This is a genomic window from Actinomycetota bacterium (assembly GCA_040754375.1).
Taxonomy (GTDB): Bacteria; Actinomycetota; Acidimicrobiia; order Acidimicrobiales; family AC-14; genus JBFMCT01.
Window position 1 is genome coordinate 13,084 of sequence record JBFMCT010000003.1, and the last position, 25,163, is coordinate 38,246.

Annotated in this window: 29 protein-coding genes; 6 read left to right on the forward strand and 23 right to left on the reverse strand. The window is 72.8% G+C overall.

Annotated features, from left to right (window positions below):
- Positions 1-120: 120 nt before the first annotated feature.
- Positions 121-1,128: a PDZ domain-containing protein gene (locus AB1673_02020; protein MEW6152751.1), complete on the reverse strand. Its 1,008-nt coding sequence runs from the start codon at positions 1,126-1,128 to the stop codon at positions 121-123.
- 550 nt (positions 1,129-1,678) lie between these two features.
- On the opposite strand from AB1673_02020, the gene AB1673_02025 reads away from it, so the two are divergent.
- Positions 1,679-1,954: a hypothetical protein gene (locus AB1673_02025; GenBank protein ID MEW6152752.1), complete on the forward strand. Its 276-nt coding sequence runs from the start codon at positions 1,679-1,681 to the stop codon at positions 1,952-1,954.
- A 22-nt stretch (positions 1,955-1,976) separates the two neighbouring features.
- Here AB1673_02025 and AB1673_02030 read toward each other — a convergent pair whose 3' ends face one another.
- Positions 1,977-2,642, reverse strand: coding sequence for a class E sortase (locus tag AB1673_02030; GenBank protein MEW6152753.1), 666 nt, complete (start codon positions 2,640-2,642; stop codon positions 1,977-1,979).
- A 112-nt stretch (positions 2,643-2,754) separates the two neighbouring features.
- On the opposite strand from AB1673_02030, the gene AB1673_02035 reads away from it, so the two are divergent.
- A complete protein-coding gene (locus AB1673_02035; protein MEW6152754.1) occupies positions 2,755-3,345 on the forward strand; it encodes a HEAT repeat domain-containing protein in 591 nt (196 codons plus the stop codon).
- A gap of 6 nt (positions 3,346-3,351) precedes the next feature.
- On the opposite strand, the gene AB1673_02040 is transcribed toward AB1673_02035, so the two are convergent.
- From AB1673_02040 to AB1673_02050, 3 genes are read right to left on the reverse strand one after another with little or no spacing between them, the layout of a single operon-like run.
- Positions 3,352-4,359, reverse strand: coding sequence for a rod shape-determining protein (locus tag AB1673_02040; protein MEW6152755.1), 1,008 nt, complete (start codon positions 4,357-4,359; stop codon positions 3,352-3,354).
- 47 nt (positions 4,360-4,406) lie between these two features.
- Entirely contained in the window at positions 4,407-4,622 is a 216-nt protein-coding gene (locus AB1673_02045; GenBank protein ID MEW6152756.1) for a hypothetical protein, read from the reverse strand.
- Positions 4,623-4,630: 8 nt separating this feature from the next.
- Positions 4,631-5,110, reverse strand: a complete 480-nt coding sequence (locus tag AB1673_02050) for a molybdenum cofactor biosynthesis protein MoaE (GenBank protein ID MEW6152757.1) — start codon at positions 5,108-5,110, stop codon at positions 4,631-4,633.
- Between the two features lie 101 nt (positions 5,111-5,211).
- On the opposite strand from AB1673_02050, the gene AB1673_02055 reads away from it, so the two are divergent.
- The gene (locus AB1673_02055) at positions 5,212-6,399 is read left to right on the forward strand and encodes a trypsin-like peptidase domain-containing protein (protein MEW6152758.1); all 1,188 of its coding nucleotides are present in this window, start codon (positions 5,212-5,214) and stop codon (positions 6,397-6,399) included.
- A 58-nt stretch (positions 6,400-6,457) separates the two neighbouring features.
- Positions 6,458-7,633, forward strand: a complete 1,176-nt coding sequence (locus AB1673_02060; protein MEW6152759.1) for a zinc-dependent metalloprotease — start codon at positions 6,458-6,460, stop codon at positions 7,631-7,633.
- Between the two features lie 53 nt (positions 7,634-7,686).
- Here the strand turns inward: AB1673_02060 and AB1673_02065 are convergent, their stop codons facing one another.
- The 8 genes from AB1673_02065 to AB1673_02100 all read right to left on the reverse strand — a co-directional run bounded on the left by AB1673_02065 (position 7,687) and on the right by AB1673_02100 (position 16,288).
- The gene (locus AB1673_02065; GenBank protein ID MEW6152760.1) at positions 7,687-8,112 is read right to left on the reverse strand and encodes a HepT-like ribonuclease domain-containing protein; all 426 of its coding nucleotides are present in this window, start codon (positions 8,110-8,112) and stop codon (positions 7,687-7,689) included.
- Positions 8,109-8,495: a nucleotidyltransferase domain-containing protein gene (locus AB1673_02070; protein MEW6152761.1), complete on the reverse strand. Its 387-nt coding sequence runs from the start codon at positions 8,493-8,495 to the stop codon at positions 8,109-8,111. Before AB1673_02070 ends, AB1673_02065 begins: the two co-directional genes overlap by 4 nt.
- A 97-nt stretch (positions 8,496-8,592) precedes the next feature.
- Entirely contained in the window at positions 8,593-9,738 is a 1,146-nt protein-coding gene (locus AB1673_02075; GenBank protein ID MEW6152762.1) for an MFS transporter, read from the reverse strand.
- A gap of 316 nt (positions 9,739-10,054) precedes the next feature.
- A complete protein-coding gene (locus tag AB1673_02080) occupies positions 10,055-11,584 on the reverse strand; it encodes a Ppx/GppA phosphatase family protein (GenBank protein MEW6152763.1) in 1,530 nt (509 codons plus the stop codon).
- 113 nt (positions 11,585-11,697) lie between these two features.
- Positions 11,698-12,174 carry a phosphoglycerate mutase family protein gene (locus tag AB1673_02085; GenBank protein ID MEW6152764.1) on the reverse strand — a complete coding sequence of 159 codons (477 nt, stop codon included), beginning with the start codon at positions 12,172-12,174 and terminating at the stop codon, positions 11,698-11,700.
- Between the two features lie 58 nt (positions 12,175-12,232).
- Positions 12,233-12,646 carry an NUDIX hydrolase gene (locus tag AB1673_02090; GenBank protein MEW6152765.1) on the reverse strand — a complete coding sequence of 138 codons (414 nt, stop codon included), beginning with the start codon at positions 12,644-12,646 and terminating at the stop codon, positions 12,233-12,235.
- The gene (locus AB1673_02095) at positions 12,643-14,169 is read right to left on the reverse strand and encodes a CYTH and CHAD domain-containing protein (protein ID MEW6152766.1); all 1,527 of its coding nucleotides are present in this window, start codon (positions 14,167-14,169) and stop codon (positions 12,643-12,645) included. Before AB1673_02095 ends, AB1673_02090 begins: the two co-directional genes overlap by 4 nt.
- The gene (locus AB1673_02100; protein MEW6152767.1) at positions 14,162-16,288 is read right to left on the reverse strand and encodes an RNA degradosome polyphosphate kinase; all 2,127 of its coding nucleotides are present in this window, start codon (positions 16,286-16,288) and stop codon (positions 14,162-14,164) included. The genes AB1673_02095 and AB1673_02100 overlap by 8 nt, the downstream gene beginning before the upstream one ends.
- A gap of 122 nt (positions 16,289-16,410) precedes the next feature.
- Here AB1673_02100 and AB1673_02105 point away from each other — a divergent pair, with 122 nt between their 5' ends.
- Positions 16,411-16,782 carry a helix-turn-helix transcriptional regulator gene (locus AB1673_02105; GenBank protein ID MEW6152768.1) on the forward strand — a complete coding sequence of 124 codons (372 nt, stop codon included), beginning with the start codon at positions 16,411-16,413 and terminating at the stop codon, positions 16,780-16,782.
- Here the strand turns inward: AB1673_02105 and AB1673_02110 are convergent.
- From AB1673_02110 to AB1673_02125, 4 genes are all read right to left on the reverse strand, one after another.
- Positions 16,737-17,489: a response regulator transcription factor gene (locus AB1673_02110; GenBank protein ID MEW6152769.1), complete on the reverse strand. Its 753-nt coding sequence runs from the start codon at positions 17,487-17,489 to the stop codon at positions 16,737-16,739. The genes AB1673_02105 and AB1673_02110 overlap by 46 nt on opposite strands.
- A gap of 14 nt (positions 17,490-17,503) precedes the next feature.
- Positions 17,504-18,766 carry an ATP-binding protein gene (locus AB1673_02115; protein ID MEW6152770.1) on the reverse strand — a complete coding sequence of 421 codons (1,263 nt, stop codon included), beginning with the start codon at positions 18,764-18,766 and terminating at the stop codon, positions 17,504-17,506.
- Positions 18,767-18,881: 115 nt separating this feature from the next.
- Entirely contained in the window at positions 18,882-20,003 is a 1,122-nt protein-coding gene (pstS, locus tag AB1673_02120; GenBank protein ID MEW6152771.1) for a phosphate ABC transporter substrate-binding protein PstS, read from the reverse strand.
- A gap of 212 nt (positions 20,004-20,215) precedes the next feature.
- Positions 20,216-20,506: a hypothetical protein gene (locus AB1673_02125; GenBank protein MEW6152772.1), complete on the reverse strand. Its 291-nt coding sequence runs from the start codon at positions 20,504-20,506 to the stop codon at positions 20,216-20,218.
- 181 nt (positions 20,507-20,687) lie between these two features.
- On the opposite strand from AB1673_02125, the gene AB1673_02130 reads away from it, so the two are divergent.
- Entirely contained in the window at positions 20,688-20,936 is a 249-nt protein-coding gene (locus tag AB1673_02130) for a WhiB family transcriptional regulator (protein ID MEW6152773.1), read from the forward strand.
- Positions 20,937-21,082: 146 nt separating this feature from the next.
- Here AB1673_02130 and AB1673_02135 read toward each other — a convergent pair whose 3' ends face one another.
- The 6 genes from AB1673_02135 to pstB form a co-directional block, all read right to left on the reverse strand.
- Complete coding sequence (locus tag AB1673_02135; protein MEW6152774.1) at positions 21,083-22,147, reverse strand: hypothetical protein; 1,065 nt, start codon at positions 22,145-22,147, stop codon at positions 21,083-21,085.
- The gene (locus AB1673_02140) at positions 22,144-22,608 is read right to left on the reverse strand and encodes a zf-HC2 domain-containing protein (protein ID MEW6152775.1); all 465 of its coding nucleotides are present in this window, start codon (positions 22,606-22,608) and stop codon (positions 22,144-22,146) included. Before AB1673_02140 ends, AB1673_02135 begins: the two co-directional genes overlap by 4 nt.
- Positions 22,605-23,105, reverse strand: a complete 501-nt coding sequence (locus AB1673_02145; GenBank protein MEW6152776.1) for a sigma-70 family RNA polymerase sigma factor — start codon at positions 23,103-23,105, stop codon at positions 22,605-22,607. The genes AB1673_02140 and AB1673_02145 overlap by 4 nt, the downstream gene beginning before the upstream one ends.
- 88 nt (positions 23,106-23,193) lie before the next feature.
- Positions 23,194-23,469 carry a twin-arginine translocase TatA/TatE family subunit gene (gene tatA, locus AB1673_02150; GenBank protein ID MEW6152777.1) on the reverse strand — a complete coding sequence of 92 codons (276 nt, stop codon included), beginning with the start codon at positions 23,467-23,469 and terminating at the stop codon, positions 23,194-23,196.
- 83 nt (positions 23,470-23,552) lie between these two features.
- On the reverse strand, positions 23,553-24,212 hold the full coding sequence (phoU, locus tag AB1673_02155; protein ID MEW6152778.1) for a phosphate signaling complex protein PhoU: 660 nt from the start codon (positions 24,210-24,212) through the stop codon (positions 23,553-23,555).
- On the reverse strand, positions 24,209-25,120 hold the full coding sequence (gene pstB / locus AB1673_02160) for a phosphate ABC transporter ATP-binding protein PstB (protein ID MEW6152779.1): 912 nt from the start codon (positions 25,118-25,120) through the stop codon (positions 24,209-24,211). Before pstB ends, phoU begins: the two co-directional genes overlap by 4 nt.
- Positions 25,121-25,163 lie beyond the last annotated feature (43 nt).

The window sequence follows — 25,163 nt, forward strand, 5'->3', positions numbered from 1 at the left end:
AGCGCCATCACAGCTCCGGTCGCCTTGTCGGGGCGCGGGCTCACGGTTTGCTCTGCCCCCCGGTTCCACTTCCCGTGACTTATCGGCACGCGCCGCAGAGAACTTTAGGGGTACTTCGGATTATTGCCCTGCACCCACCAGGGCGTAGTCCGAGGCGTTGCTCCCGGGCAGTCCGGCGAGGGCCGCCAGGGCCTCCTCGAACGTGCTGACGGCCACGACCTTGAGGTTGCCGGCGTGGCGCCGAGCCTCGGCCTCGTTCTCTTTCGGGACCAGGAACAGCTCGGCGCCCGCCCGCTTCACGGTGACGACCTTCTGGGCCACCCCGCCGACGGGGCCCACGGCCCCGTCCGGGGACACGGCACCGGTCGCGGCCACCCGCGCCCCCCCGGTCAGCTCACCGGGCGTGAGGACGTCCAGGAGCTGCAACGCATAAGAGAGGCCGGCGGAGGGACCGACGACGTCGCCGGAGTCGATGCTGATGTCGAAGGGCAGCTCGACCTTCGTCGAGAGGCGCACGCCCAGCAGGGGGCGGCCGTCGTCCTCGGCCCGCGCCAGGGTGGCGCTCACGTCGGACACGGTCCCGCTGCGGTCGACCCGCATGACGATGGTCTGCCCCGGCTGGCGGGCACGGATGAGCTCGACGGCCTCGCTCGGGTTGCGGACGGGCTGACCGTCGATCCCCACGATCAGGTCCCCGGGCCGGAGCACGGCGGCCGCGGGCGAGCCCTCGGAGACCGACTCCACCACGGCGGCCACCCCGAGGTCGGTGAACCCCAGGCGTTCGAGGGCCAGCAGCTCGGCCGCCGTCTTCGAGTCGCTCATGGCCTCGATGTTGAGCTGGCGGAACTGCTCGGGCGGGATGTCTCCCCTGACCCGCTGCTCGGCGATCAGGTCGGTGTTGGGGTCGAGCAGGCCCACGATGGCGTGGAGCAGGCTCACCCGCTCGCGCACGGCCACGGTGGCGTAGAGGACCTCGCCCTCGGCCGGGAACGTCTGGGTGCCCTCCACGGTGATGACGTCGTTGACCAGGTAGGTCTCGCCCGGGCCCACGGTGTCGTAGGGGACGCGGATCAGACCGGCGGCGATGCCCGCGGCGGCCACCAGGGCGGCCAGCGAGGCGGCCACCACCGAGGCCAGGCTCGGCCTTCCCCTCCCCCGGCGGTCCGGTGGCGGCGGGGGCGCCCACGGAGGGCCGCCGGGGCCGGCCGGACCGCCGCCGGAAGGCGCCGGGGAGGGAGGGACCGGCCGGGGGGACGGCCACGGTGACGTCGAGGTCGGGGACGGCCTGTCACCCCAGGCCGTACGCAGGGGCGAGGCCCCGGGCTCCTCGCCGCCGTCGGGCCCCTCAGTGGCCGATTGACCCCCGCCAGGAATAGAAGGCCACGACGTGGGGTATGACCACGGCGGAGGCGCGCCAGCGGGGCCGCCGTTGGAAGATAAGCGAGGTTGCTCCTGGCCCTTGGGGCCCGGGGCACCTCCCGGTAGGATCGAGTCGCTTGTGTCCACGTTCCTGGTGACCCTCACCGTGGTCGTGTTGTCAATCGTCGGCGCCATCGCGGTGACCGTGAGGGACCCTGCACAGCCTGCCACGCTCCGGTCCTCTCGGCGGCGCGCCCCCGGCGGGAGCAGGCATGCCGGCCATCATGGCCGGCGCACCCGGGACCGTAGGATGCCGCCCGTGACGCGCCCGGCCCCCTCCCGAGGCCCCGACGGCCGGTCCTTCGGGCCCGGCCGTCCCGTACGCCCGTTGGCCGCCTCGGGGGGCGCCACCGCGCCGATGCCCCAGCTCACCGACCAGTGGGCGGCCGGCCCCGTCGGCATCAGCGTCTGGGGCCGTGTGCGTTCGGGCTTCGTCCTCACCGTCCTGCTGGCCGTCATCGGCACGCTGATGGCCGCGGCGGTGGCCGGAGCCGTCGTGTTGTTCGCGCTGGGCCTTCGCTCGGCCGTGTCCTGAGGCCTCCGCCGGCCCCGGTCGTTCAGGCGGTCTCGGTCTCGGGCACCGACGAAACGAAACCCAGGCGCACGACATAGCGCTGGGCCTCGGACCCAGGGGGGTGACAGGCGTAGAGGGTCGCCGTCTTCTCATGGGTCTGGTTGGCGATCCACACCGCCTCGGGCCAGACGACGAAGCTGTCGGTGACCTGGTAGGTGCTGCGCACCCCGTCGACCCGGAAGACGACCTCGTCGCCCGGCGCCAGCTCGTCGACCCGCCGGAAGGGCTGGGAGTGGGTTGACCGGTGGCCGGCGACCACTGCGTTGCCCCGCTCGCCAGGAGTGGCCGAGCCCGTCCAGTGACTGGGGCCGAGGTCGATGTTGTGGAGGGTGACGCCCTGGTACATGCGGTGCACGAGCCCGATCTTGGGGATCTCGATGGTCCCGTACTCGACCACCGGCTCGGGGGCGTAGGAGTCGCGGGGGATCACCACCGGGATGGGGAGCGGCTGGTAAGGGACCGCGGTGGTGGCCGGGGTGTGGCCGAGGGGCTCGGCGCCCCGGGCCACCGTGGTCGAGGGACCGGGCCCGGCCCGGCGGGCATCGCCGCCCGCGCCACAGGCGGGAGCGGCCACGGCCAGGACCACGGCGGCCAGCAGGGCGGGGACGGCGCGGCCCGGGCGTCGACCGGCCGGCCACGGTTCGCGCACAGGCTTCGGGGCTCCTCGGGTGCCGTCCCGCACACCGCCAGCTTGGCACACGCCCCTTGGCGGGCCACGGCGCGCAGGCGGCCGCGGAACCGGCGCGTACGCTCTCGTGGCCATGTCCGAGGCTGCCGACCGCCGCCGAGCCGCCGCCGTGGCTGGTCACCACGGCGATGAACCCACGGCCCGGCGCCTGCTGGCCGACCCCGATGCCGCCGTACGCCAGAGCGCGCTAGGTGCCCTGGTCCGCCTGGGGGCCGCCACGGCCGCCGACGTCGCCGGGGCGCTGGCCGACGCCGACCCCGGGGCCCGGCGCCGGGCGTGCGCGGCCGCCATCGCCTTGGACGACCTCCAGGGGCGGCTCGTAGAACTGCTCGCTGACGACGACGGCAGCGTCGTCGAAGCGGCCGCCTGGGCGCTGGGTGAGCGGGGGGAGGCGGCCTCCGCCGCCGTCCCGGCCCTCGCGGCCGTTGCCGCGTCGCACACTGACCCCCTGTGCCGGGAGGCGGCCGTGGCCGCTCTGGGCGCCATAGGGTCCCCTGAGGGGCTGCCCGCCATCCTGGCGGCCACCGGCGACCGGCCCGCGGTCCGGCGCCGGGCGGTCATCGCACTGGCCCCGTTCGACGGTCCCGAGGTCGAGGCCGCGCTGGCCGCGGCCCGCTCCGACCGGGACTGGCAGGTGCGCCAGGCCGCCGAAGACCTCAGCTGACCCCGGTCAGCGCCCCTCGGCCCCCATGAACAGCGACTTCAGCGACTCGAAAGCCTCCAGGCACTTGCCGGCCCCGAGCACGACGCATTCGAGAGGGGCGTCCACCAGGTGGACGGGCAGGGCCGTCTCCTCGGCCAGCCGCCGGTCGAGGCCGGCCAGCATCCCGCCGCCCCCGACCAGGTGGATGCCCTGGGCGATGAGGTCCTGGGCCAGCTCGGGCGGGGCCATGCCCAGGCAGTCGACCACCGAGTCGACGATGGCCCGCACCTGCTCGTCGATGGCCTCACGGATCTCCTCGGGCGACAGGATGGCCGTCTTGGGCAGCCCGCTCATGAGGTCGCGGCCCCGGACCTCGGCCTTGACCTCGTCGTCCATCACGGCCGCCGACCCGATGGCCAGCTTGATCTCCTCGGCCGTGCGCTCACCGATGGCCATCCCGTACTCGCGGCGCACGTAGGCCTGGATCGAGGCGTCGATGTCGAACGAGCCGATGCGGATGGCCCGCAAGGCCACGATCCCCCCGAGCGAGATCATGGCCGTCTCGGTCGTACCGCCACCGATGTCGACGACCATGTTGCCCAGGGGCTCGTGGATGGGCAGGCCGGCGCCGATGGCGGCCGCCATGGGCTGGGCCACCAGCTGGGCGTCGGCCGCGCCGGCTTGGCGGGCGGCCTCCTTCACGGCCCGGCGCTCCACCTCGGTGATGGCCGAGGGAACGCACAGGAGCACCCGGGGCCGCTGGAAGCGCGACAGGCCGGCCCGCTGGAGCAGGAGGCGGATCATCCGCTGGGTGATGTCGAAGTCGGTGATGGCGCCCTTGCGGAGCGGGCGGACGGCCTGGATGTAGCCGGGGGTACGACCGATCATCTGCCACGCCTGGTGGCCCATGGCCAGCACGTCGTGGGTCTGGACGTTGAGGGCGATGACTGTGGGCTCGTTGAGGACGATCCCGCGGCCCTTGGCGTAGACCAGGGTGTTGGCCGTCCCCAAGTCGATGGCCAGGTCTCTAGCCATGGAGGCCGCTGACGCTCAGGCCCGGCGGCGGGCCGGGGGCCGGCCGGCTAACCAGCGTCGTGCCCTCGGGGAAGGCGCCCGCGCGGCGCCCCCCGCCGGCGGGGCGGGTCGAGGGGCGCTTCGGGCGAGAGCGCGTGAAGCTCACGCTCGAACTCACGTATGTGGGCCTCCATCGAACGTGGGCCGCGGTCGCGCAACCACAGCAGGAGCGCCCCGATGAGGCTCAGCAGCAGGAACGCCAGGAGGAACACGAGGCTGCCCACGTCCGCCCTCAGCTCCCCGTGCCCGACAGCTCGCTCACAGGGTGGTCACAGCGCGACCAGTCCTCCCCTTCCGACCACCGCTCGCGCTTCCAAATGGGCACGGTCGACTTTACGGTGTCGATGCCGAAGCGGGCCGCTTCGAAGGCGTCGTCGCGGTGGGGAGCCGACACCACCACGACCACCGAGACCTCGCCCACGACCATGGTGCCCGAGCGGTGGAGAAGCACTACCCGCCGGACGTGGGGCCAGCGCCGGTGGATCTCGGCCGCGATCGCGGCCAGCTTGGGCCCCACTTCCTCGTCATAGGCTTCGTAGTGGAGCTGGCTCACACCGCTGCGACCTTCGGCGTGATCGCGCACCGTGCCACAGAACAACACGACCGCCCCGCTGGCGGGATGGGCGACGAAACTCAGCGCCTCGGCCACGGGGAGAACCTGATCGGTCAGACCGACCCAATCAGGACCGCGCGCGTCAGCCGACTGTCCCATTGTCGCAATGCTACCGACTTGTCCCCCCAAGACCGTTATCCCGGAGCCACAAGGGCGGGGGCGCGGCCTTCGCGGGAGGGCCCGCCGGTAAGCTCGGGGACATGGAGTTCGTCGAGTCGGACGACGGACCGCCCTTCCGTCGGCCGCCGGCGCTTGACGACCGGGTATGGCGCCACCCGTCCGAGCTGGAGTTCGCGGCCCCCACAGGCCCCAGAACCGTCACCCACCGCACCGTCTGGGCGGTGGCCATCGCGGCTGCCATCGGGGCCAGCCTCCTCTCGACGGGCCTCCTCATCGGGCTGGGTGCGGTGCGCACCGGCGAGCAGGCGGCCGAGCGCACGGTGACGACCGTAGGGGCGGCCACCCCGGTCACGGCCGTGGAGCAGGTGGTGGCCATCGCCGAGCGGGCCCGGCCGGGGATCGTCCAGATCAGGGCCAACCGGGCCGGGTCGGGGGTCAGCGGGTCAGGGGTGATCTTCCGTGAGGACGGCCACCTGTTGACCAACGCCCACGTGGTCGACAGCGCGACGGCCATCACCGCCGTCCTGGCCAGCGGCCGGGAGCTTCCGGCCCGGGTCGTGGGGGCCGACCCCGATACCGACACGGCCGTCCTGAAGATCGACGGAGGCCCGTTCGCCACCACCGAGCTGGGCACGGCCGCCTCTTTGAAGGTCGGCCAGCTGGCCGTGGCCATGGGCTCGCCCCTGGCGCTGGCCGGGGGCCCGTCGGTCACGGTCGGGGTCGTCAGCGCCCTCCACCGCACGGTCCGCACGCGGGGCGGCACCGTCACCCTCCACGACATGATCCAGACCGACGCCCCCATCTCGCCCGGTTCGTCCGGTGGCGCCCTGCTCGACGGGAGCGGGCGGGTCATCGGGATCACGACGGCCGTGGCGGTCAGCGACGTGGGGCCCGAGGGGCTCGGCTTCGCCACCCCCATCGACGTGGCCCGCACGGTGGCCGACGAGATCATCGCCACCGGCCGGGCGACCCATCCCTGGCTCGGCATATCGGGCATCGACCTCGACGGGGCCACGGCCCACGACCTCAACCTCGACGGCGCGGCCCGCATCGTCACCGTGGTCGACGGTGGCCCCGCGGCCCTCGCGGGCATCCAGGAGGGTGACCTGGTCGTCGGTCTGGGCGGACGACCGGTCAAGTCGATGGGCACGCTGGTGGTGGCCCTCCGCCAGCACCGCCCCGGCGACCTGGTGGCCGTGGAAGTGATCCGCGACGGCCACAAGACCGTCCTCAACGTGGTCCTGATCGAGCGGACCGACGCCGACTGACCCCGGGGGCGGCCGGCCCCGGGACGGTTCCGGTGGTCGGTGGGCCTACGATGATGTGATGAGCGGCTCGGGCCCACCCGAAGGCAACCCTTTCGAGGGGTTCCCCCTCTTCGGCGACCTGGCCCGCATGTTCGCCAGCCAGGGACCGGTCAACTGGGACGTGGCCCGCCAGATGTCCATGTGGATCGCGACCGAGGGCCGGGCCCAGGGCAACGTCGAGCCCATGGAGCGCATCCGCCTCGAGGAACTGGCCCGGGTGGCCGACCTGCGGGTGGCCGACGCCACCGGCCTGCCCACCTCGATCGCCGGCGGCGTGCTGTCGGTCCTGCCCGTGAGCCGGGGCGACTGGGCCCTGCACAGCCTCGAGTCCTACCGGCCCGTCCTCGAACGCCTGGCCGCTGCCCTGGGCCGTGACAAGGGCGACGACGAGCCGGGCCCCGACCCGACGCTGGCGTTCATGGGGGACATCACCAAGGTCCTCAGGCCCGTCATGCTGGGCCTGCAGTCGGGCGTGATGCTCGGCCACCTGGCCCGCCACAGCTTCGGGCAGTACGACCTGCCCCTCCCCCGCCGGCCCGCCGACCAGTTGCTGGTCAACCCGGCCAACATGGACGCCTTCGCCTCCGAGTGGGACCTACCCCGCGACGACCTGCGCATGCTCGTCTGCCTCAACGAGATCACCTTTCACGCCGTCCTGGGGCGCCAGCACGTGCGCGCCCGGCTCCTGGGCCTGCTCGACGACTTCGTGAGCCGCTTCCAGGTCGACGTCGACGCCGTCGAGGCCAGCTTCGGCGACCTCGACCTCAACGACCCCAACGCCCTCCAGAAGGCCCTGGGCAGCCCCGAGACCCTGCTCGGGGTCGTCCAGTCACCCGAACAGGAGGCCGTGCGGGAGCGGATCGAGGTGCTGCTCACGGCCGTGGTCGGCTACGTCGACCACATCGTCGAGACCGTAGGTCAGCCTTTGATCGGGTCCTACGGCCGGCTCATGGAGGCCGTGCGCCGCCGCCGGGCCGATGCCACCGACGGCGAGCGCTTCGCGGCCCGCCTGCTCGGCCTGGAGCTGGGCCGCGCCCAGTACGAACGGGGCACGGCGTTCGTGCGGGGCGTGGTCGAACGGGCCGGCGACCCCGGCCTGCGCCGCCTGTGGGAGTCCGAGCGCGAGTTGCCAACCTCGGCCGAGCTCGACGCCCCGGGCCTGTGGCTGGCCCGCATCGACCTGCCCGACGACTGAAGCCGGCCTGTGGGGAGCACGACCCGGTGCCTCCACGGGGCGCCGCCGTGTGTCTACCCCGGCGAGTAGTCCCGCAGGCAGGACAGGAAGGCAAGCAGATCAGGCGGCCCATCCCGGGCGATGGCGTGCACCCGAACGGGGTCGAGCCGCTCATAGCCGTGCACCAAGAGGTTGCGGAAGCCGGCCGCCCGACCCAGTCGCGCAGCGAGCTCAGGCACCAAGATGCCGGCCTCCGCGAGGCGTTGGAACGCCTCGGCGTAGGTCGAGGGGCTGCCTAAGCCCGCTCTCACGCAGGTCGACACGGCGAGGTCGAACACCACCTGGATGGCCTGCCAAAGGTGAAGTACGACGGTGTCGGTCGTCGCCGTCATCGGCCGAAGCTCGGCCGGGTCGTCGGGCAGGTAAGCCGCGACCCGGTCGAGGTGCCGAACAACCGATCCGGCGCGCTCGGCCAGAAGGTCCGGATCGACCCCCTTCATCCCAGTGCCGCCAGTAAGTCGTGGTGCGCGGCCCGCAGGACGGGCTCGACATCGCACCAGAACAAGGTCGCTTCGAGCTGAAAACGCCCCAGCTCGCCGGACCGCCGCTCGAACAACGCGATGCCGTCGCGGGCAGCCCGGAACCGGAGCAGCGCGCTGGCCGAGGCCAAGTCGACCAGGTCCACACGATCGGAGCCGACGGCCGACGTCACGAGCGCACCGATGGCACCGACGTCCGCGGCTGGGCCGGCGAGAAATCCGACGTCCCAGTCCGAGCAGTCGGACGCGTCGCCGCGGGCCCTCGACCCGTGAAGGACGACCAGCCGGACGTCGTCCAGCACCGCACTGGCGCTGAGATGGCGAGCCAGCTCGTCGGGGCTCATGGCGCCCAAGCTACCGTCCGAGGGCGGCCGTCCTTGGCCCGGACTGACCTCGCCATGATCAGACGAGATCGCCGGGATCAGACGATGTCGCCTGGTGTCAGACCACGTCGCGGCGGTGTGTCGCGGCCAGGCCGCCGACGTAGGTGGTGAAGGCGGCGGCCGAAGCCACCGCGATGAGGTCCATCCCGGTGCTGGCCGACAGCGTCAGGACCACGGGGACAGCCGCCCCCACGACCCACACGAGCTGGAACCGGGTCTCGAACCGGGCGAACGTGCGGCCCCGCACAGCGTCGGGAGCGTCGCGCTGCACGATGCTGTCGAAGGCCAGCTTGCCGGCCCCGGCGGCCAGGCCGAGGACCGCGGCCAGGGCGGCGATCGCCCCCAGGCCGCCCGCCCGGGCGGCGAAGAAGGCCGTGACCGTGACCAGGGCCAGAGCCCCGAGCAGGATCCGTTCCTCGCGCAGGTGGCGGCGCAGCCACGGGGCGACGGCCGCGCCCGCGAAGTTGCCGACGACGCTGGTGGCCAGGACCGCCCCGAACCACCACGCCGGGGCGTCCTCGCGCCGGAAGGCGAAGGCCACCAGGAAGGTCATCAGCCCGACCACGGCTCGCAGCACGGCCATGGCCGTGACCGACAGGCGGATGCTGGCCGAGTGCAACTCGGCCTTGGCCACCGGCGACTCGGCGATCGGTTCGTGGGACTTCGGGGGCCGGGCGATGCGGGCGGCCGCGAAAGCAGCCGCCACGAACGCGACGGCGGCCAGGCGCAGCGCCCACGGGCTGCCCAGGAAGCCGATCCGCAAGATGGCGATGCCGGGTAGGGCGACGACGAACCCGGTGACGGCCGACAGCACGGCCAGCCGGGAGTTGGCCTCCACCAGCTCGGAGTTGTCGGCCACGGTGGCCGGCACCAGGGCACTCTTGGTGATCATGTGCGCCTTGGCCAGCACCAGCAGGGCGAACGCCTCGGGGAAGACCCACGCGCTGTCCACGTGGGTGGCCATCGACAGGCACACGGCGGCCCGGCTCACGGCCGCCAGGATCAGCATCGTGCGCCGCCCGCCCCGGCTGCGGTCGAGGGCCGGGCCCAGCAGTGGTGCGATGATCGCGAACGGGGCCATGGTCAGCAGCAGGTAGGCGGCCACCCGGCCCCTGGCGGCCGACGGGGAGATCGAGAAGAACAGCGAGCCGGCCAGGGCCAGGGTGATCAGCGTGTCCCCGGCCACCGAGAGGCAGTGCGTCACCGCCAACCGGGAGAACGGCGACTGCTCGCGCGGGCCGGGGCGGGGCGGGGTGCGCAGTGGCTGCCAGCCGCCCCCCGGGCCGGCCGGGCCGGCCGGACCACCCCCAGCCAGACCACCCCCGTCCGCTCGCCCCGGCCCAGGCCCGGAGCCGGGACGAGGGGGGCGGCGGGCGGGGCCGGGACTGGCCCGGCCGTCGGCCGGCGGGGGTTTGCGGGGCATGCGAGCCCTCAGGCCGGCGCCGGCCCGACGGCGGGCCGCGACCCAGGGCTCGACATCGCGCAATCGTAGGACGGGCCGGGGCCGCCCCGACGCAGCCTCAGCCGGCCAGGACCTCCAGGCGGCGGTCGAACAGCTTCTCGAACAGCTCCCGCTTGCGCCGGGCACCCCAGATGTCGACGTCCACGTCGGCCGAGGACTCCACCGACAGCTTGACCCTGCTCCCGTTGAGATCGGCGCGCACCACCTCCACGCCGCCCGAGCGGCTTCGGTCCAGGCCGTCGGCCAGGCGCAGCAGGGCGGCCAGCTTGGGAACCGTCTGCTGCCACTCGGGACTGAGCGAGGCCAGCGGTTCCCTGGACACCCGGGGGTCGCTGCCCCGGTGGAACCGGCCTAGGGCGGCCAGGGCGGCCACCTCCTCGGGGGAGAAACCCCGGAGGCGGCCGTGCTGGATCAGGTAGGCGGTGTGCTTGTGGTGGGACTCGTTGGACACGTGGGCGCCGATGTCGTGCAGGAGGCCGGCGTGTTCGAGGACCTCCCGGTCGGCCGGGCCAAGGCCGTGCAGGGCCAGGGTCTGGTCGAAGAGGTCCACGGCCAGCCGGGCCACCTGGCGGCTGTGGACCTCGTCCCAGTTGCACCGGCGGGCCAGCTCCAGCACCGAGGCCCGGCGGATGGCACGCGGGTCGCCGCTCCACTCGGCGGCGTCGTGGTGGCCTATGGCATCGAGCACGATCCCTTCCCGCAGCGCCCACTCGCAGACGGTGATCTCCTCGAAGCCGAACAGCTCCATGGCCGTGAGCAGGAAGATCGTGCCCGTGGGGATGATGTCGGCCCGCCCGGCGTCCAACCCGGGCAGCCGCCCCCGAGCGGCGGCGGGCATCGAGAGGATCTGCTCGTGCAGCACCGTGGCCTCGTCGCGGGTGAAGCTCAGCTGGTTCACCGACACCGGGACGGTGCCCGACCGCCGGGCGGCCGCCATCCGGGCCAGGGTGGCCAGGGTGCCGCTGGTGCCGATGACCATGGACGGCTGCCGGGGGGCCACCTCGGCAGCCAGGGGGGCCAGGCCGGCCGTGTAGCGCTCGCGCAACCGGCGCACGTCGCCGGCCGACGGCGGGTCGCCTCTGACCAGCTCGGCCGTCAGGCGGGCCACCCCCAGCTTCACGCTCTGGGACCACTGCAGGCCCTGGCGGTCACCGACCATGACCTCCAGGCTCCCGCCTCCGAGGTCGAAGGCCAGGGCCGGCCCGGGGTCGATCACGATGCTGGCCCGCACGGCCTCGAAGATGAGCCGGGCCTCCTCGGTGCCCGAGATCACCCGGACCTCCACCCCGGCCTCGGCCCGGATGCGGTCGACCAGCTCGGCGCCGTTGTCGGCCTCGCGGATGGCGCTGGTGGCGAAGGCCACGATCTCGTCCGAGCCGGCCGTCTCGGCCAATGACCTGAACCGGGCCACGGTGGCCACCGCCCGGCGGGCGTCGGCCTCGGGCACTCGGCCCTCCCGGGCGACCCCGTCACCAAGGCGCAGCATCTCCTTCTCCTTGGCCAGGGGAGCGAACGTGCCGTCCGCGTGGGCGTCAACCACCAGGAGGTGGAAGGAGTTCGTGCCGAGGTCCAGAGCGGCGATCCGCATCTCGTCAGAAGTTAGGCGCTTGCAGCCCCGGATCGACAACTGCGAGCCGGGCGGGGATAGGGGAGCACGGCGCAGCCGTGCGTCGGGGGCGCAGCACCCGAGGCAACCGGGCGCTACGCGGGAGGGGGGAGGTAGACCCCCCGTACGAACCGGTCGTCAGGCCCGAGGTCGAGGGCCCAGGTCGACCCCTTGGCGCACTTCATCCCCCTGTCCCCCTCCAGGCGCAAGCCGTCGGCCTGCTGGAGGTGGTAGAGCAGCGAGGGGATCACGTCGCCGTGCGAGCACAGCACCCCCGGCCCCCGGGCCGCCACCTCCCGGGCCAGGTCGGCGGCGGCCGCCGCCCAGGCTCCTTCGGCGAGGGCGTCGTGCTCTTCCACCTTCAACCCCAGCCGGCCGGCCAGCACCTCGACCGTCTGGACACAGCGTACGAACGGGCTGGACAGCACCCGGACGGCCCCGCTCCCGGCCAGCAGGTCGGCCAGGGCAACGGCCTGGGCCTGGCCCTTGGGGCTCAGGGGCCGGAGGTGGTCGTCGGGCGACCAGTCCCGACGGTCGCCGGCCTTGGCGTGGCGGACGAGGTAGAGGGCCATTGCCGCCAGAGTAAGCCCACGGCCAGGGCTGCGTTCCCCATAACAGGGGCGACGGGACCTACTCCGGCACAGCCTCGTAGAGGGAGTCGATCACCTCCCGGTCGCGGTCGTAGGTCAGCGCCGCCCGGGCCGCCGGCAGGCTGATCCAGCGCAGGCGGTCCACCTCGGCATTGGCGTGGAACTGGCCTTCGCCGGGCCTCATGGCCCAGTAGCGGACCGTCTTGGGCCGGCCCTGGGCGTCGACGTAGTGACTGGTGGCCAGCTCCGTTCCCAGCTCGCAGTGCAGTCCGGTCTCCTCCCACACCTCACGCAGGGCGCCGGCGCGGTCGTCCTCCCCGGCCGCCAGCTTGCCCTTGGGGAGGGTCCAGTCGTCGTAACGGGGGCGGTGCACCAGCAGCACCTCGACGCCGCCTCCGGGCCCCCGCCGCCACACCACGCCGCCCGCGGCCCGGACCGTCCGGCCCGGGTTCATCGCGGAGGCAGCCAGGCCCGCAGCTTCGGCTTGTCGGCCTTGACCCACGCCGCCCGCCACTGCCTCCGGCACCGGGCGGCGTCGGCTCGCTCGAGGGCGATCAGCTCGCCCAGGGCCAGGGCCTGGGTCACGTCGGCGCCGTCGACGGCGTGGCGCAGCCACTGCTCGGCCACGATGGCGTCGTTGTGGTCACCGAGGACGCCTTGCACCCCGGCCATGGCTGTCGCGAACCGGCGGGCGGGCTTGCCCATGGCGGGCACCACCGCCTCGGCCGCGTAACGCGCCCGCTTGGACAGAATGCGCACGGCGTGCAGGTCGTCGTCGGGCGGCGCCGGAGGCAGGGCGCGCACGGCCTTGCGCAGCTTCCGCCACGACGTGGCCACCAGCGCCGGGAGCATTTCGTGGGCCGGCTCGGCAGCCACCTCCTCGACCAGGACCGGGGCCTGGGCGGCGGCCACCAGCCGGTCGAGCAGGATCACGTAGCGGGGTGAGGCCATGGCTTCGAGAAGCCGGGTGCGGGCCACCTCCCTCTCGTCGGCCAACCTGCGCAGCACCGGCGCGAAACCGGCGGCATCGACCTCAGGCAGGTCGGCAGCCTGCTTGCGGAGGCGTTCGCCCAGCACGTCAGCGTCGCGCACTCCGCCCAGCAGGTCGGCGAACCAGCTCAGCTCCTCCCGGAGGGGCTCGGCCCAGTCGGGGTCGAGCAGGGGCCGGAAGGTGCGTAGGTCGGACCGCAGCCGCCGGGTCCCGACCCGCGCCTGGTGGACGTCCTCGGGGTCGTCGCCCAGACGCACGCCGGCGTCGTGCACGAGCACACGGACGACCGAGCCGGCGATGGCCGCCTTGACCACCTCGCCGGCCGTCGGACGGTCACCCAGGCGGTCGACCCGCACCTCGGGCGGGGCCGCAGCCCGCGCCCCCAGGGCCCGGACCACCTTGGGGGTGGGGTCGGGCGCCCCGGCACCGGCCCCCCGCAGCCGGGCCACCACGTCGTGCAGCAACCCGTTGGGCGCCCGCCCGTCGATCTCGGCCTCGACCTCGCGGAAGCGGGCGGCCACCCGCCGGCCCTCCAGCACAGTCACCTCGTCGTCGACGATCTCGGCCAGGCGGTGGCCTTCTTCGTCGCGCAGGGCAAAGCCCCGGCGCCGGGTCCGCAGGCGGGCCACGACCACCAGGGGCGAAGTTCTCAGGAAGGCCCTGACCAGGTCGCTGACCGCGGGCGGCGGGCTGCCCGGTCCTCCCGGCACGGGCACCTCCCGGCGGACGAGGGCGGGCCCGTCCTCCCCCTCGGGCAGCTTCACCGTCCACCCCCCGCCTCCGTCGCCGCCCCGGAAGCGCACGGTCACCCCCCAGCGAGCCAGGCGCAGGTCGGCGGTGTCGTAATAGACGGCGTCGAGCGTGCGAGGGGTCAGGGCCTCGGTGACCACCCCTTCGGCCAGGCCGTCGAACGAAGGGAGCGTGAACCCGGCGAAGGCCGCCAGCTTGACCTCCCGCTCGGTGGCCCCCCGGCGGCCGTCAGCCACGGGGCTCGGGGGACCGCCGGCGGCGGGCCCGCTCGTAGGCCAGCTCCTGGAGGCGCACATGGGAGCTGAGGCCGACCACTGTCTCCACCTTCTCCCACCGGCCGTCGCCGTCGAGCCGCCAGGCCAACACGTCGTCGGCCAGGTTGACGTCGAGGATCTCCTGGAGGCGGGCCTTCAGCTCGGGCCGCTCGATGGGAGCTACCGCCTCGACGCGACGGTCGAGGTTGCGGGGCATGAGGTCGGCGGAGCCGATGAAGAAGCGGCGGTCGTCCCGGGGCCCGAAGGCGAAGATCCGTGAGTGCTCGAGGAACCGGCCGACGAGCGACCGCACCCGGATGTTGTCGGACAGCCCGGGGACCCCGGGCCGCAGGCAGCACGTGCTGCGCACGATCAGGTCGATGTCGACCCCGGCCTGTGACGCTCGGTAGAGGGCCTCGATCACCGTCGAGTCGACCAGGTTGTTCATCTTCATGACGATGCGCCCGGCTTGTCCGGCCTCGATCTCGCCCTCGATCAGTTCGAGGATGCCCGACCGTAGGGTCACCGGGGCCACCAGCAACTTGCGGTACTCGACCTGGCGGCTGTAGCCCGTGAGGTAGTTGAACAGGTCGGTCAGGTCGGCGCCGAGGTCGGGGTCGGCCGACAGCAAGCCGATGTCCTCGTAGATGCGGGCCGTCTTGGAGTTGTAGTTGCCCGTGCCCACGTGGCAGTAGCGGCGGATGCAGTCGGGCTCGTCCCGCACGACCAGGGCCGTCTTGGTGTGGGTCTTCAGCCCGACCAGCCCGTACACGACGTGGACACCGGCTTCCTCCAGGGCCTTGGCCCAGGTGATGTTGGCTTCCTCGTCGAAGCGGGCCTTGAGCTCGACCAGGGCGGCCACCTGCTTGCCCAGCTCAGCCGCCCGGATCAGGGCCTTGACGATCGGGCTGTCGCCCGAGGTTCGGTAGAGGGTCTGCTTGATGGCCAGCACGTGGGGGTCGGTGGACGCCTGCTCGATGAACGCCTCCACCGAGCTGGCGAACGAGTCGTAGGGGTGCTGCACCAAGACGTCCTGGTCACGGATCGTGGCCAGCAGGTCGACGGCTGCGCCCTCGGCGTCGACCAGGCGGGGCTGGGTGACGCCCACCCACAGGTCGTCCTTCAGCTCGGGGCGGTCGAGGTCGTGCACGGCCATGAGCCCCCCCAGCTGCAGGGGGCCGTCGACCACGTAGACGTCGTCGGGCCCCAGCTCGAGCTCACGCATGAGCAGCTCGCAGACCTCGGCCGACATGCGGCTGTCGACCTCTAGGCGAACCGCCTCGCCGAACCGGCGGCGCCGCAGCTCGACCTCGATGGCGGCCAGCAGGTCGTCGGCCTCGCCCTCCTCCAGGGACAGGTCGGCGTTGCGGGTCACCCGGAAGGCGTAATGCTCCTCGATCTCCATCCCCGGGAAGAGCACAGCCAGCCGGGCGGCGATCACCTGCTCCAAGGCCACGAAGCGCTCGCCGTCGGGGGTGACGATGAACCGGGGGAGCGACGGGGGGACCTTGAGCCGGGCGAACCGGCGCTCGCCCGTGCTCGGGTCAACCACGTTGACCGCCAGGTTGAGCGACAAGTTGCTGATGTAAGGGAACGGGTGGCCGGGGTCGACGGCCAGGGGCGTGAGGACGGGGAAGATGCGCTCCTCGAAGACCCGCTCGAGGTAGGCCCGGTCGTCGTCTTCGAGGGTGCCCCAGTCGGACAGGACGATCCCGGCGGCGGCCAGGCCCGGGGCCACCCCGCCCAGGAAGGTCGAGCACATGCGGTCCACGAGGTCGACGACCGCTCCCCGGATGACCCTGAGCTGCTCACTGGGCGTGAGGCCATCGGGGGAGGTGGGAACGAGGCCGGCGGCCACCTGGCCCTTGAGGGCCGCCACCCGCACCTGGAAGAACTCGTCGAGGTGCTCGCTGACGATGGCCAGGAACTTGGCCCGCTCCAGCAGGGGCTGGGCCGGGTCTTCGGCGATGGACAACACCCGCGCGCAGTAGTCCAGGAAGGACAGCTCGCGGTTGAAGAAGCGGCTCGTGCCCTCGGGCTCCCCGGCGGGCACCGGGACGGCGGCCTGGCTCGCTGGCTCACGTTCGAGGTCGACGCCCATCGGTCTGAGAGTAGTTCGCAGACCCGGGGCCCGGGGCCCGGTAACAGGCGCGAAACCCTGGCGTCGCACAGGGTTCGCCTGCCGGCCGCCGGGCCGTAACCCACCGTCCCTAAGGTCGGACCATGATCAGGCCACACCCATCCCGAGAGCTACCCAAGCACTACCTTCAGGCCGCACTGCTCATGCTCATTGAGGACCAGCCGGCCTATGGCTACAACCTGCGCGACCAACTCGGCGCACTGGGCGTCGAGCAGCACGACTGGGGCCAGCTCTACCGCACCTTGCGGGGCCTCGAGAAGCGGGGGCTCGTCCTGTCCTGCTGGGAGACCTCGGAGGCCGGGCCGTCCCGGCGGACCTACCACGTCACCGACAAGGGCCGCACGCAGTTGGCCCTGTGGGCCGGGGGCATGGCCGCCGCCCAGCCCTTCGTGGCCACGTTCCTCGCGCGTTACGGGGCCGACGGCGAGATGGCGTCGGCCGCCGAGTCCGCCTGAGGGCGGGCGGGCGCCGCCTCGTACTTGTAACCCAAGCCCCGGATGGTGGTGATCCGGGTGGGCGCCGACGGGTCGTCCTCGATCTTGGCCCTCAGGCGCTTCACGTGCACGTCGAGCGTCTTGGTGTCGCCCACGTAGTCGTGGCCCCAGACCCGGTCGATGAGCGTGTCGCGGGTCAGCACCCGCCCGGCGTTCTCCAAGAGCAGCTCGAGGAGCTCGAACTCCTTGAGCGGGAGGCTCACGGGGTTGCCGCGGACCGATACCTCGTGGCGGGCCGGGTCGAGCACGACGTCGCCCACCGCCAGCACGGGGCCCTCGGTCGGCTCCTCGGGGCGGGGCGCCCGGCGCAGCGCAGCCCGCATGCGGGCAACCAGTTCCCGCAGCCGGTAGGGCTTGGGCACGTAGTCGTCGGCCCCCACCTCCAGGCCGACCACGGTGTCGATCTCGGAGGTCTTGGCCGACACCATGATGATCGGCACCTTGGAGCGGGCGCGCACCTCACGGCACACGTCGAGGCCCGAGACCCGGGGGAGCATCACATCGAGGAGCAGGACGTCGGGCTTCACGGCGTCGAACAGGACCAGGGCCTCCGCCCCGTCGCGGGCCACGACCACCCGGAAGCCCTCCCGCTTGAGCCCCACGGTGAGGGCGTCGACGAACGACTCCTCGTCCTCCACGACCAGCACGGTGATCTCGGGATCGCCCATAGCCTGTTCCTCCCTTACCCGGCTTTGGCCGACTGGCCTTGCAGGAGGGCGGCCGGGCCTGTGGGCAGTCGCAGCGTGAAGGTCGAACCTTCCCCTTCGGCCGACTCCACCTTGATGTCGCCCCCGTGGTTATTGGCCACATGGCGGGCGATGGCCAGGCCGAGGCCGGTCCCTCCCGTGTCTCGGCCCCGGGCCCGGTCGACCCGGTAGAAGCGCTCGAATATCCGCTCCAGGTCCTGGTCGGGGATGCCGATCCCGTGGTCGCGCACCCGCAGTTCCAGCCAGTGGCCGTCGGTGCGTCCCCCCACCTCGACGGTCGAACCCCGGTCGGAGTACTTCACGGCGTTCTCCATGAGGTTGTAGAGGGCCGACACCAACTGGCGGCGGTCCCCGAGCACGGTGAGGGTGTGCGGCGGCTCACCGATGCGGATGCGGATGCCCCGCTGCTCGGCCGCCACCCGCACCCGTTCGGCCGCTTGGGCTACGACCAAGTGAACGGCCACGGGCTCACGGGTCGGGGTCTCCTCGGACTCGATGCGGCTGAGATCGAGCAGGTCGTCCATGATGCGGGCCACCCGCTGGGCCTCGGCCTGGATGCGTGACGCCAAGCGGCTGACGACCTCGGGGTCGTCCTCACCGGCCACCGTCTCGGCCAGCAGCCCCAGGGCGCCGACCGGGGTCTTCAGCTCGTGGCTGATGTTGGAGACGAAGTCCCGCCGCACCGCCTCGAGGCGCACCTTCTCCGACACGTCCTCGATCACGGCCATGGCCCCGATGCCCCGCCAGTCCGACTCCAGCGACCGCACCCGGATCTCGAGGGTCTTGCGAGGAGGCCCGTAGAGCTCCAGCGACTCCGACACCTCGTGGCCCTCCACGGCACTTTTGAGGAGGCGGGTGACGGCCTCCTGGGCCAAGACCTCGGGCTGGCCCGACCCGAGGAACTGCTCGGCGGCCGAGTTGCGGTACACGACCTCGCCCTGCTCGTTACACACGACGATGCCCTCGGGCACCATGCCCAGGGCCAGCTCCATCCGGTCACGGCCCTGGCGGGCCTCGTCGGCCCGGCTCATAGATGCCCCGGCGGTGCGCTCCAGGCGGGCCAGAGACCTCTCGATGCCGCCCCGGCCCTCGAGCTCCAGGCCCTCGTCGCCCATGCGGGCGCTCAAGGCCAGCACCCGCCGCACCGTGGCCCGCCGGGACCGCCGGGCCAGGACCAGGAACCCGACGACCACCACCGCCGCGGCGACCACCGCCACGGTCGGGATCGTCAGCTCCATCGGGCCCACGATACGGGGGCGGCGGTGCGCCGGCGCGCCACCGGGGGCACCGGAGGCCCGGTCCCGCCCCGACTTTGCCGGGCGTTCACCCCGAGTTCACCTACTGCCGGCCCGCCTACTCCTCGGGGCCTTCTGGGTCTTCGACCTCCAGCGGACGGTCGACCGCGGCCAGCGCCGTACCCGCGAACTGGCGGGGCACGGGGCCATAACCCAGGGGCTCGGCGTAGCGCTGGCCCTCCGTCAGGGCCCACGAGACGAAGTGGCGTAAGGCGTCCGTTCGGGCGGGATCGGGCCCCGTCCTCTGGTAGACGACGTAGGTGAGGGTGGACAGGGGATAGGCCCCCGGGGCCTCGGGCGTGAACAGCAGGGTGGCAGCCAGCGAGGCGGGCCGCAGCGTCGCACCGGCCATTGCCGCGTTCACCGCCGCGGGTGTGGGCTGCAGGTAGCGGCCCGATCGGTTGCCTAGGGACGCCACCGGGGCCGAGGCGGCGCGGGCATAGGCCAGGGGCGCGTAACCGATGGCGCCGGCAGTGGCGCCCACGGCCGCGACGACGGCCGCCGGGCCGGCCGCCCCCTGGCCCCGGGGGAACGGGGGCGTGGCCGACGAGCCCAGCGCCCATCCCCCGGGCGCGGCCGCCTGCAGGTAGGAGGTGAACACCTCCGTCGTCCCGGACGCCTCGGCGGGGAACACGACCCCGATGGCGAGGCTGGGCAGGCGAGCAGCCGGGTTGTCGGCCCGTATGGCGGGGTCGTCCCACCGCTGGGCCCGTCCGGAGAAGATGGCACCCACGGTGTCGGGGGACAGCCGTAGTTCGGGCACCCCCGGGAGGTTGTAGGGCAAGGCGATGGCGCTGGTGGCCCACGGGACGTGGACGACCTCCTCGCGCCCACCGAGCTCGTCCTCCTCGGCCACCGTGAGCGGAACGTCGGTGGCCAGGAAGTCGGGACCGGGGGCTCCGAACCGAGAGGCCGCCGCCACGGGCACGAGGGGCTCGAAGGCGACCGAGACGGCGGGGGCCACCAGGCGGTAGTCGGAGGCCCACGCCTGCACGAGGGGTTCGACCAGTGACGAACCGACCCCGGCCAGGGCGGCCACGTCGTCGGCCCCGACGGGCCGCACCGGCCCTTCGAGGACCGACGGGGTGACCTCGGGGCCACCGTCCAGGCACGCCCCGGCAAGCACGGCTAGAAGAGCCAGCAGGACGGCCATCGCCCGCGTCCGGACAGGACGGCGCACCGCGTCAGCGCCTATCTGTCCCCGGGGGGCGGGGACCCGCCCGGGCTCACGAGGCGCGCAGGCCGGGCAAGCGCCTAGTTACCTCGGGGGCTGCGCCCCCGACGCACGGCTGCGCCGTGCTCCCCCATCCCCGCCCGGCTCGCTGGCGCTCGCGCGGTCGGAGGCGCTTGCCGTCAACAACAGGCTGTCGACCCGTCGGGCCGGGCAAGCGCCTAGACCGTCCCATCGTCGAGGTCGTCGTCAGGCACGCCTAAGTCCCAGTCGAGGAGCAGGACCTCACGCTCGGCGTCTCGTACGACCCGCTCCCGGTTCCGCCGGAACTGGGGGTCGTGGGGCGGCAACAGGAGGAGGCGGGCCAGCGCCCGCTGCCGGAACTCCTCGATCACGTTGCGGTCCCCGAAGCTGGAGACGACGTCCCAGTGGGGGGCCACCGGCCCGAGGTAGACGATGCGGACGTGGCCCCTGGGGGGCTGCTGTTCGGTTTCTTCTGCGGTGTCGGCCATGGCAGGCCCGAGGCTACTTCCTCGTGCCCGGGCCGGAAGCCGATCCGGGCACACCCTCGCCTACGTAGGAACAGACGAACGTGATTGCTCATGACGTTGCCGGGTAACGCTCAGGAGAAACACAGGGAACCGGACGAAGGTTGCCACCGTTGATGTACGTGGGGGCCAGCAAGGAGGTCCAATGGACACGGAATGGATGGCGGAAGGCAACTGCCGGCGCGAGCCGCCCTCTGTCTTCTTTCCCAGCGACGGGGTGGGGGTCGAAGTGGCCCGCCGCATCTGCGCGACCTGTCCCGTGAAGCTCCCGTGCCTGGAGTACGCGCTGGCCAACGGTATCGACCACGGCGTCTGGGGCGGCGCTTCCGAGCGCGAACGCCGGCGCATCGCCCGGCGCCGCCGCCTCGAGCGCGCCGGCCTCGTCGCCCGCTGAACGCCCCCAAGACCCCCACCGCCCCCACCGCCCTGAACCGCCCTGAACCGCCCCTGAAACCTGCGCGGGAATCGTGGGCGTTTTGCCCACGATTCCCGCGCAGGTTTCGCGTGGTTTCGCGTGGTTTCCCGTGGTTTCCCGTGGGGTCAGGCCGCGAAGGGCTGGACCAGGGCCCGGCAGACCTGGCGGAGGCGGCGCAGGAACGGTGACGGCGAGCCGGCCAAGGGCAACGAGGCTGCAGCCGGGAGCAACTGGGCCAGGGGGGCGTCGCTCAGCGCCGTGTGGACGGTGCCGCCACCTTCCCAGGTGACGATGTGGCCGCCGGCCCACGCCAGGTGCGAGCCGCGGTGGTCCCCGACAACCACCGGGTCGCCCGCCGGGCCCTTGCCCCGGTCGAGCCGGCCCGGCTGCTGGAAGACCGAGAGGTCGTAGAGGCCGTCGCTGTACACCACCTGGGCGACGCCGCCGCGCTTGTACACGCCCACCAGCCGGTAACCGCCGGCCAGCGTGGCGGGGGCTGAGACGCTCGAGGGCACCTTGGTGGCGGGCACCACCTCGGGGGCGGCGTCGAACACCCGGGTGGGCACGGTGGGCACCGTCGCCTCCCCGATCGTCAGCGTCTCGAACTCGACGACCCGCGTGGGTGACGGCCCGCCCGCGAACTGCTCGCGCCGCAACAGCAGACCGGTCTCGTCGTCGAGTGACAGCCGCTCGAGCAGCACTCCCCCGTGGCGGACCTCGACGACTCGGGTCGAACGGCCCACCACCGGCTCCCCGCCGTAAGAAGTGAGCTGGTACTTCGTCCTGAGGGCGGGCCGGCCCGCAGGTGCGCTGCCGGGCGGCGAGAGCAGGTCCCACCGGCCGCCGGCGTGTTCGACCAGGCGGGCCCCCTCGGAGGCCAGCACCTGGTTGCCACCCCTGACCAGCACCGCGCCGTCGCCGCCTTGCACCAACAGGGATTCGCTGTGGCGCCGGTCTCCCTCGCTCCAGGTCACCCGAAGGGCGCCGACGAAGGCCACCTCGGCGGCCGCCTGGCCGGCGGCCTGGAGGGGCTGCTCGTCGAAGCCCGCCGGGGGAGCGGTCGAACCGGCAGTCAGGGGCGACGCGACGGTGACGGAGGCCACCACCGCCACCACTGCCCCCACCGCGGCCGCCAACGGGACGCGGGCTACCGCGACGCGGGCCGGGGGCCGCCGGGGCGGCGTTGTCACCGGCTGAAGGTCACGGGGACGCCGATGGGCGCCAGGCCGCTGAGGGGGTCGCTGCCCAGGGATGCACCGGTGACGTGGGCTTCCACGAAATGGCTGACGGGCGTGGTGACGGGCGGCTCCGAGGGCGAGGCCAGGCCCAGCAGCACCACGGCGGCGGCTGCGCTGGCCGCGAAGGCAGCCACGCCCACCCGGGGCGACGACCACGGCCAGCGAGCCGTTCCCAGGCCCCGCCGCTCGTCGCCCAGCAGGCGTTCGTAGAAGCCGAACGGGGGCTCGACGGGGGGCAGGCCGCGCACCCAGGCCCGTACCCGGCGGACCGACTCCAGTTCCAGCGCACAGTCGTGGCACGCCTCCAGGTGGCGCCTGGCGCCGGCGTCGGCCCCCGGGGACAGCTCGCCGTCGAGCAGGCCCGAGAGCAGGTCGCCCAGGTGGTCAGGCCCATCGGTACCACCGGCCGTCACGCCAGGGCCTCCCTCAGCAGGGCCCGGGCACGGTGCAGGCGGCTGCGCACCGTTCCCACGGGAACGTCCAGGGTGTCGCTGATCTCCTGGTAGCTGAGGCCGACGACGTCAGACAGCACGAGGGTGGCCCGGTAGCCGGGAGGCAGGGCCCGTACGGCCTCCTGCACGTCTTCGGGCAGGGCCTCGGAGGCCAGCACGACGTCGGCCGCGGGCGATGGCGGCGTGACCCGCTCCGGCTGGTCGGGCAGGGGCTCGGCCGGCCGGCGCCGGCGGCGGCGGGCATCGTCGAGGAAGGCGTTGGTGGTGATGCGGCTCAACCAGCCCTCCATGGAGCCGGGCCGGTAGGTCTTGAGGCCCTTGTGCACCCGGAGCAGCACCTCCTGCACGAGATCCTTGGCGTCGTCGTCGTTGCCGGTGAGGCGGTAAGCCACCGTGTAGAGGAACCGCCCGTACTTACGGGCGATCTCCTCCCAGGATGGGACCTCCTCCCCGGTCATAGGAACGACGGCGGCCGCCGCCCGGTTCCCGGGACCGACGGCAAGGTCCCGGACGCCACCGGGCAGATAGGCCCCCAGTGCTCCGCCCTCAGGCTGTAGGGGGCTGGTCCTTGCGGGCCTTGGCCTCGCGCTCGGCCAGCATGGCGTCGAGCTCGGCCTTGGTCATGGTGACCTTCTCGTCCGGGTCGGGCTGGTCGGCGGCCGCGCCGTCGTCGCCGTCGCGAGCGCCCTCGCTGACGCCCTTCTTGAACTCCTTGGACGCCTGGCCCACCGAGCGGGCCAGCTTCGGCAACTTCGTGGACCCGAACAGCAGGAGGATCACGACGAGCAGGATGATCAGCTCTGGGGCTCCGATGCTTCCCATGGTCCTCCCAGGCTACAGGCCCCGGCCGTGATGCCGAGGTCGTCTTCGGCTCACAGGCCGTTCCGGCCCCAGGCTGGGCACCGTCATCGGACCTCGGCGGCCAGCGCTCCCGGGTCCCCAGTCAGAAGGTAAGCGACCCTCTCGCCCACGATCACCGCGTGGTCGGCGATCCGCTCGAAGTGACGGCCGGCCGAGTGGGCGTAGAGCACGAGCCCGCTCGCCCCGGGCGAGCCCTGGTCGAGCAGGTGGCGCACCAGCCGCCGGTAGCAGTCGTCCAGCACGTCGTCGCGCGCCTTGAGCTGGCGGGCCCTCACCAAGTCCTGGCCCGTCCAGGCCCGTCGCGACTGCACCAGCAACTCGATGGACAGGTCGGCCATGCGACCCAGCAGGGTGAGGCTGTGGGGCTCCCGTTCCCACTCGGCGATGGCCACCTTGGCCACCGAGACGGCCCGGTCGCCCGTCTTCTCGTAGTCGGAGATGACCCGCAGCACAGCCATGAGGAACCGCAGGTCGTGGGCCACGGGGGCCTGCTGGGCCACGAGCTGGTAAGCCCTCTCCTCGAGGGCCACGAAGAGCCGGTCGATCTCGTCGTCGCCGGCGATGACCCTCTCGGCCAGCTCGGGCCGGTCCCCAACGAGGGCGGCGGCGGAATCTCTCACTGCGTCCTCGGCCATCCCGCCCAGCGCCCCGACGTCGACCCGCAGGGCATCGAGGGCCTCGTCGAAGTGGGCCCGGCCGCTCAACCGAACCGGCCGGTGACGTAGCTCTCCGTGCGCTCGTCGGCCGGCCCGGTGAAGATCTTGTTCGTACGGTCGTACTCCACCAGGATCCCTGTGCGGGTGTCGGACTTCTCGTTCACCTCGGCCGTGAAGAAAGCCGTCATGTCGCTGACCCGGGCCGCCTGCTGCATGTTGTGGGTCACGATCACGATCGTGTACTCGTCTTTGAGCTCCTGCATGAGGTCCTCGATGCGGACGGTGGCGATGGGGTCCAGAGCCGAGCAGGGCTCGTCCATGAGGATCACCTCGGGCTCGGTGGCGATGGCCCGGGCGATGCACAGCCGCTGCTGCTGGCCGCCCGACAGCGAGGTGGCGGGCACCTTCAGGCGATCTTTGACCTCGTCCCACAGGGCGGCCTTGCGCAGGCAGCGCTCGACCAGCTCGTCGAGGCCCTTTCGCTGGCCGCTGATGCGGGGCCCGAAGGCGACGTTGTCGAAGATCGACTTGGGGAACGGGTTGGGCCGCTGGAACACCATCCCGATCCGCCGCCGGACCTCGACGGGGTCGACCGCGGGGGCGTAGAGGTCCTCACCGTGGTAGGTGACCTTGCCTTCGACCCGAGCCCCGGGGATCATGTCGTTCATGCGGTTGAGGCACCGCAGCAGCGTCGTCTTGCCGCAACCCGAGGGGCCGATGAAGGCCGTGATCTTGCCCTTCGGGACCGTGAGGTTCACGTCACGAAGGGCGCGGAACGACCCGTAATACACGTCGAGCCCCGAGACTTCGAAGACGACCGCCTCTTCCTTCGAGGCATCCGCCGGGGCCGGGCCGGGGGCGGGCACAGCCACGTCGGGCTTGCGCACGGCTACATCGAGGGGTGCTTCACTACTCATCTCGTCCTCGTCCCCCTGCTCCTCGGCCTCCAACGTCACTCCTCGCTCCTAGCCCGCGGCCGTCGATCCCAAGACTGCCTAA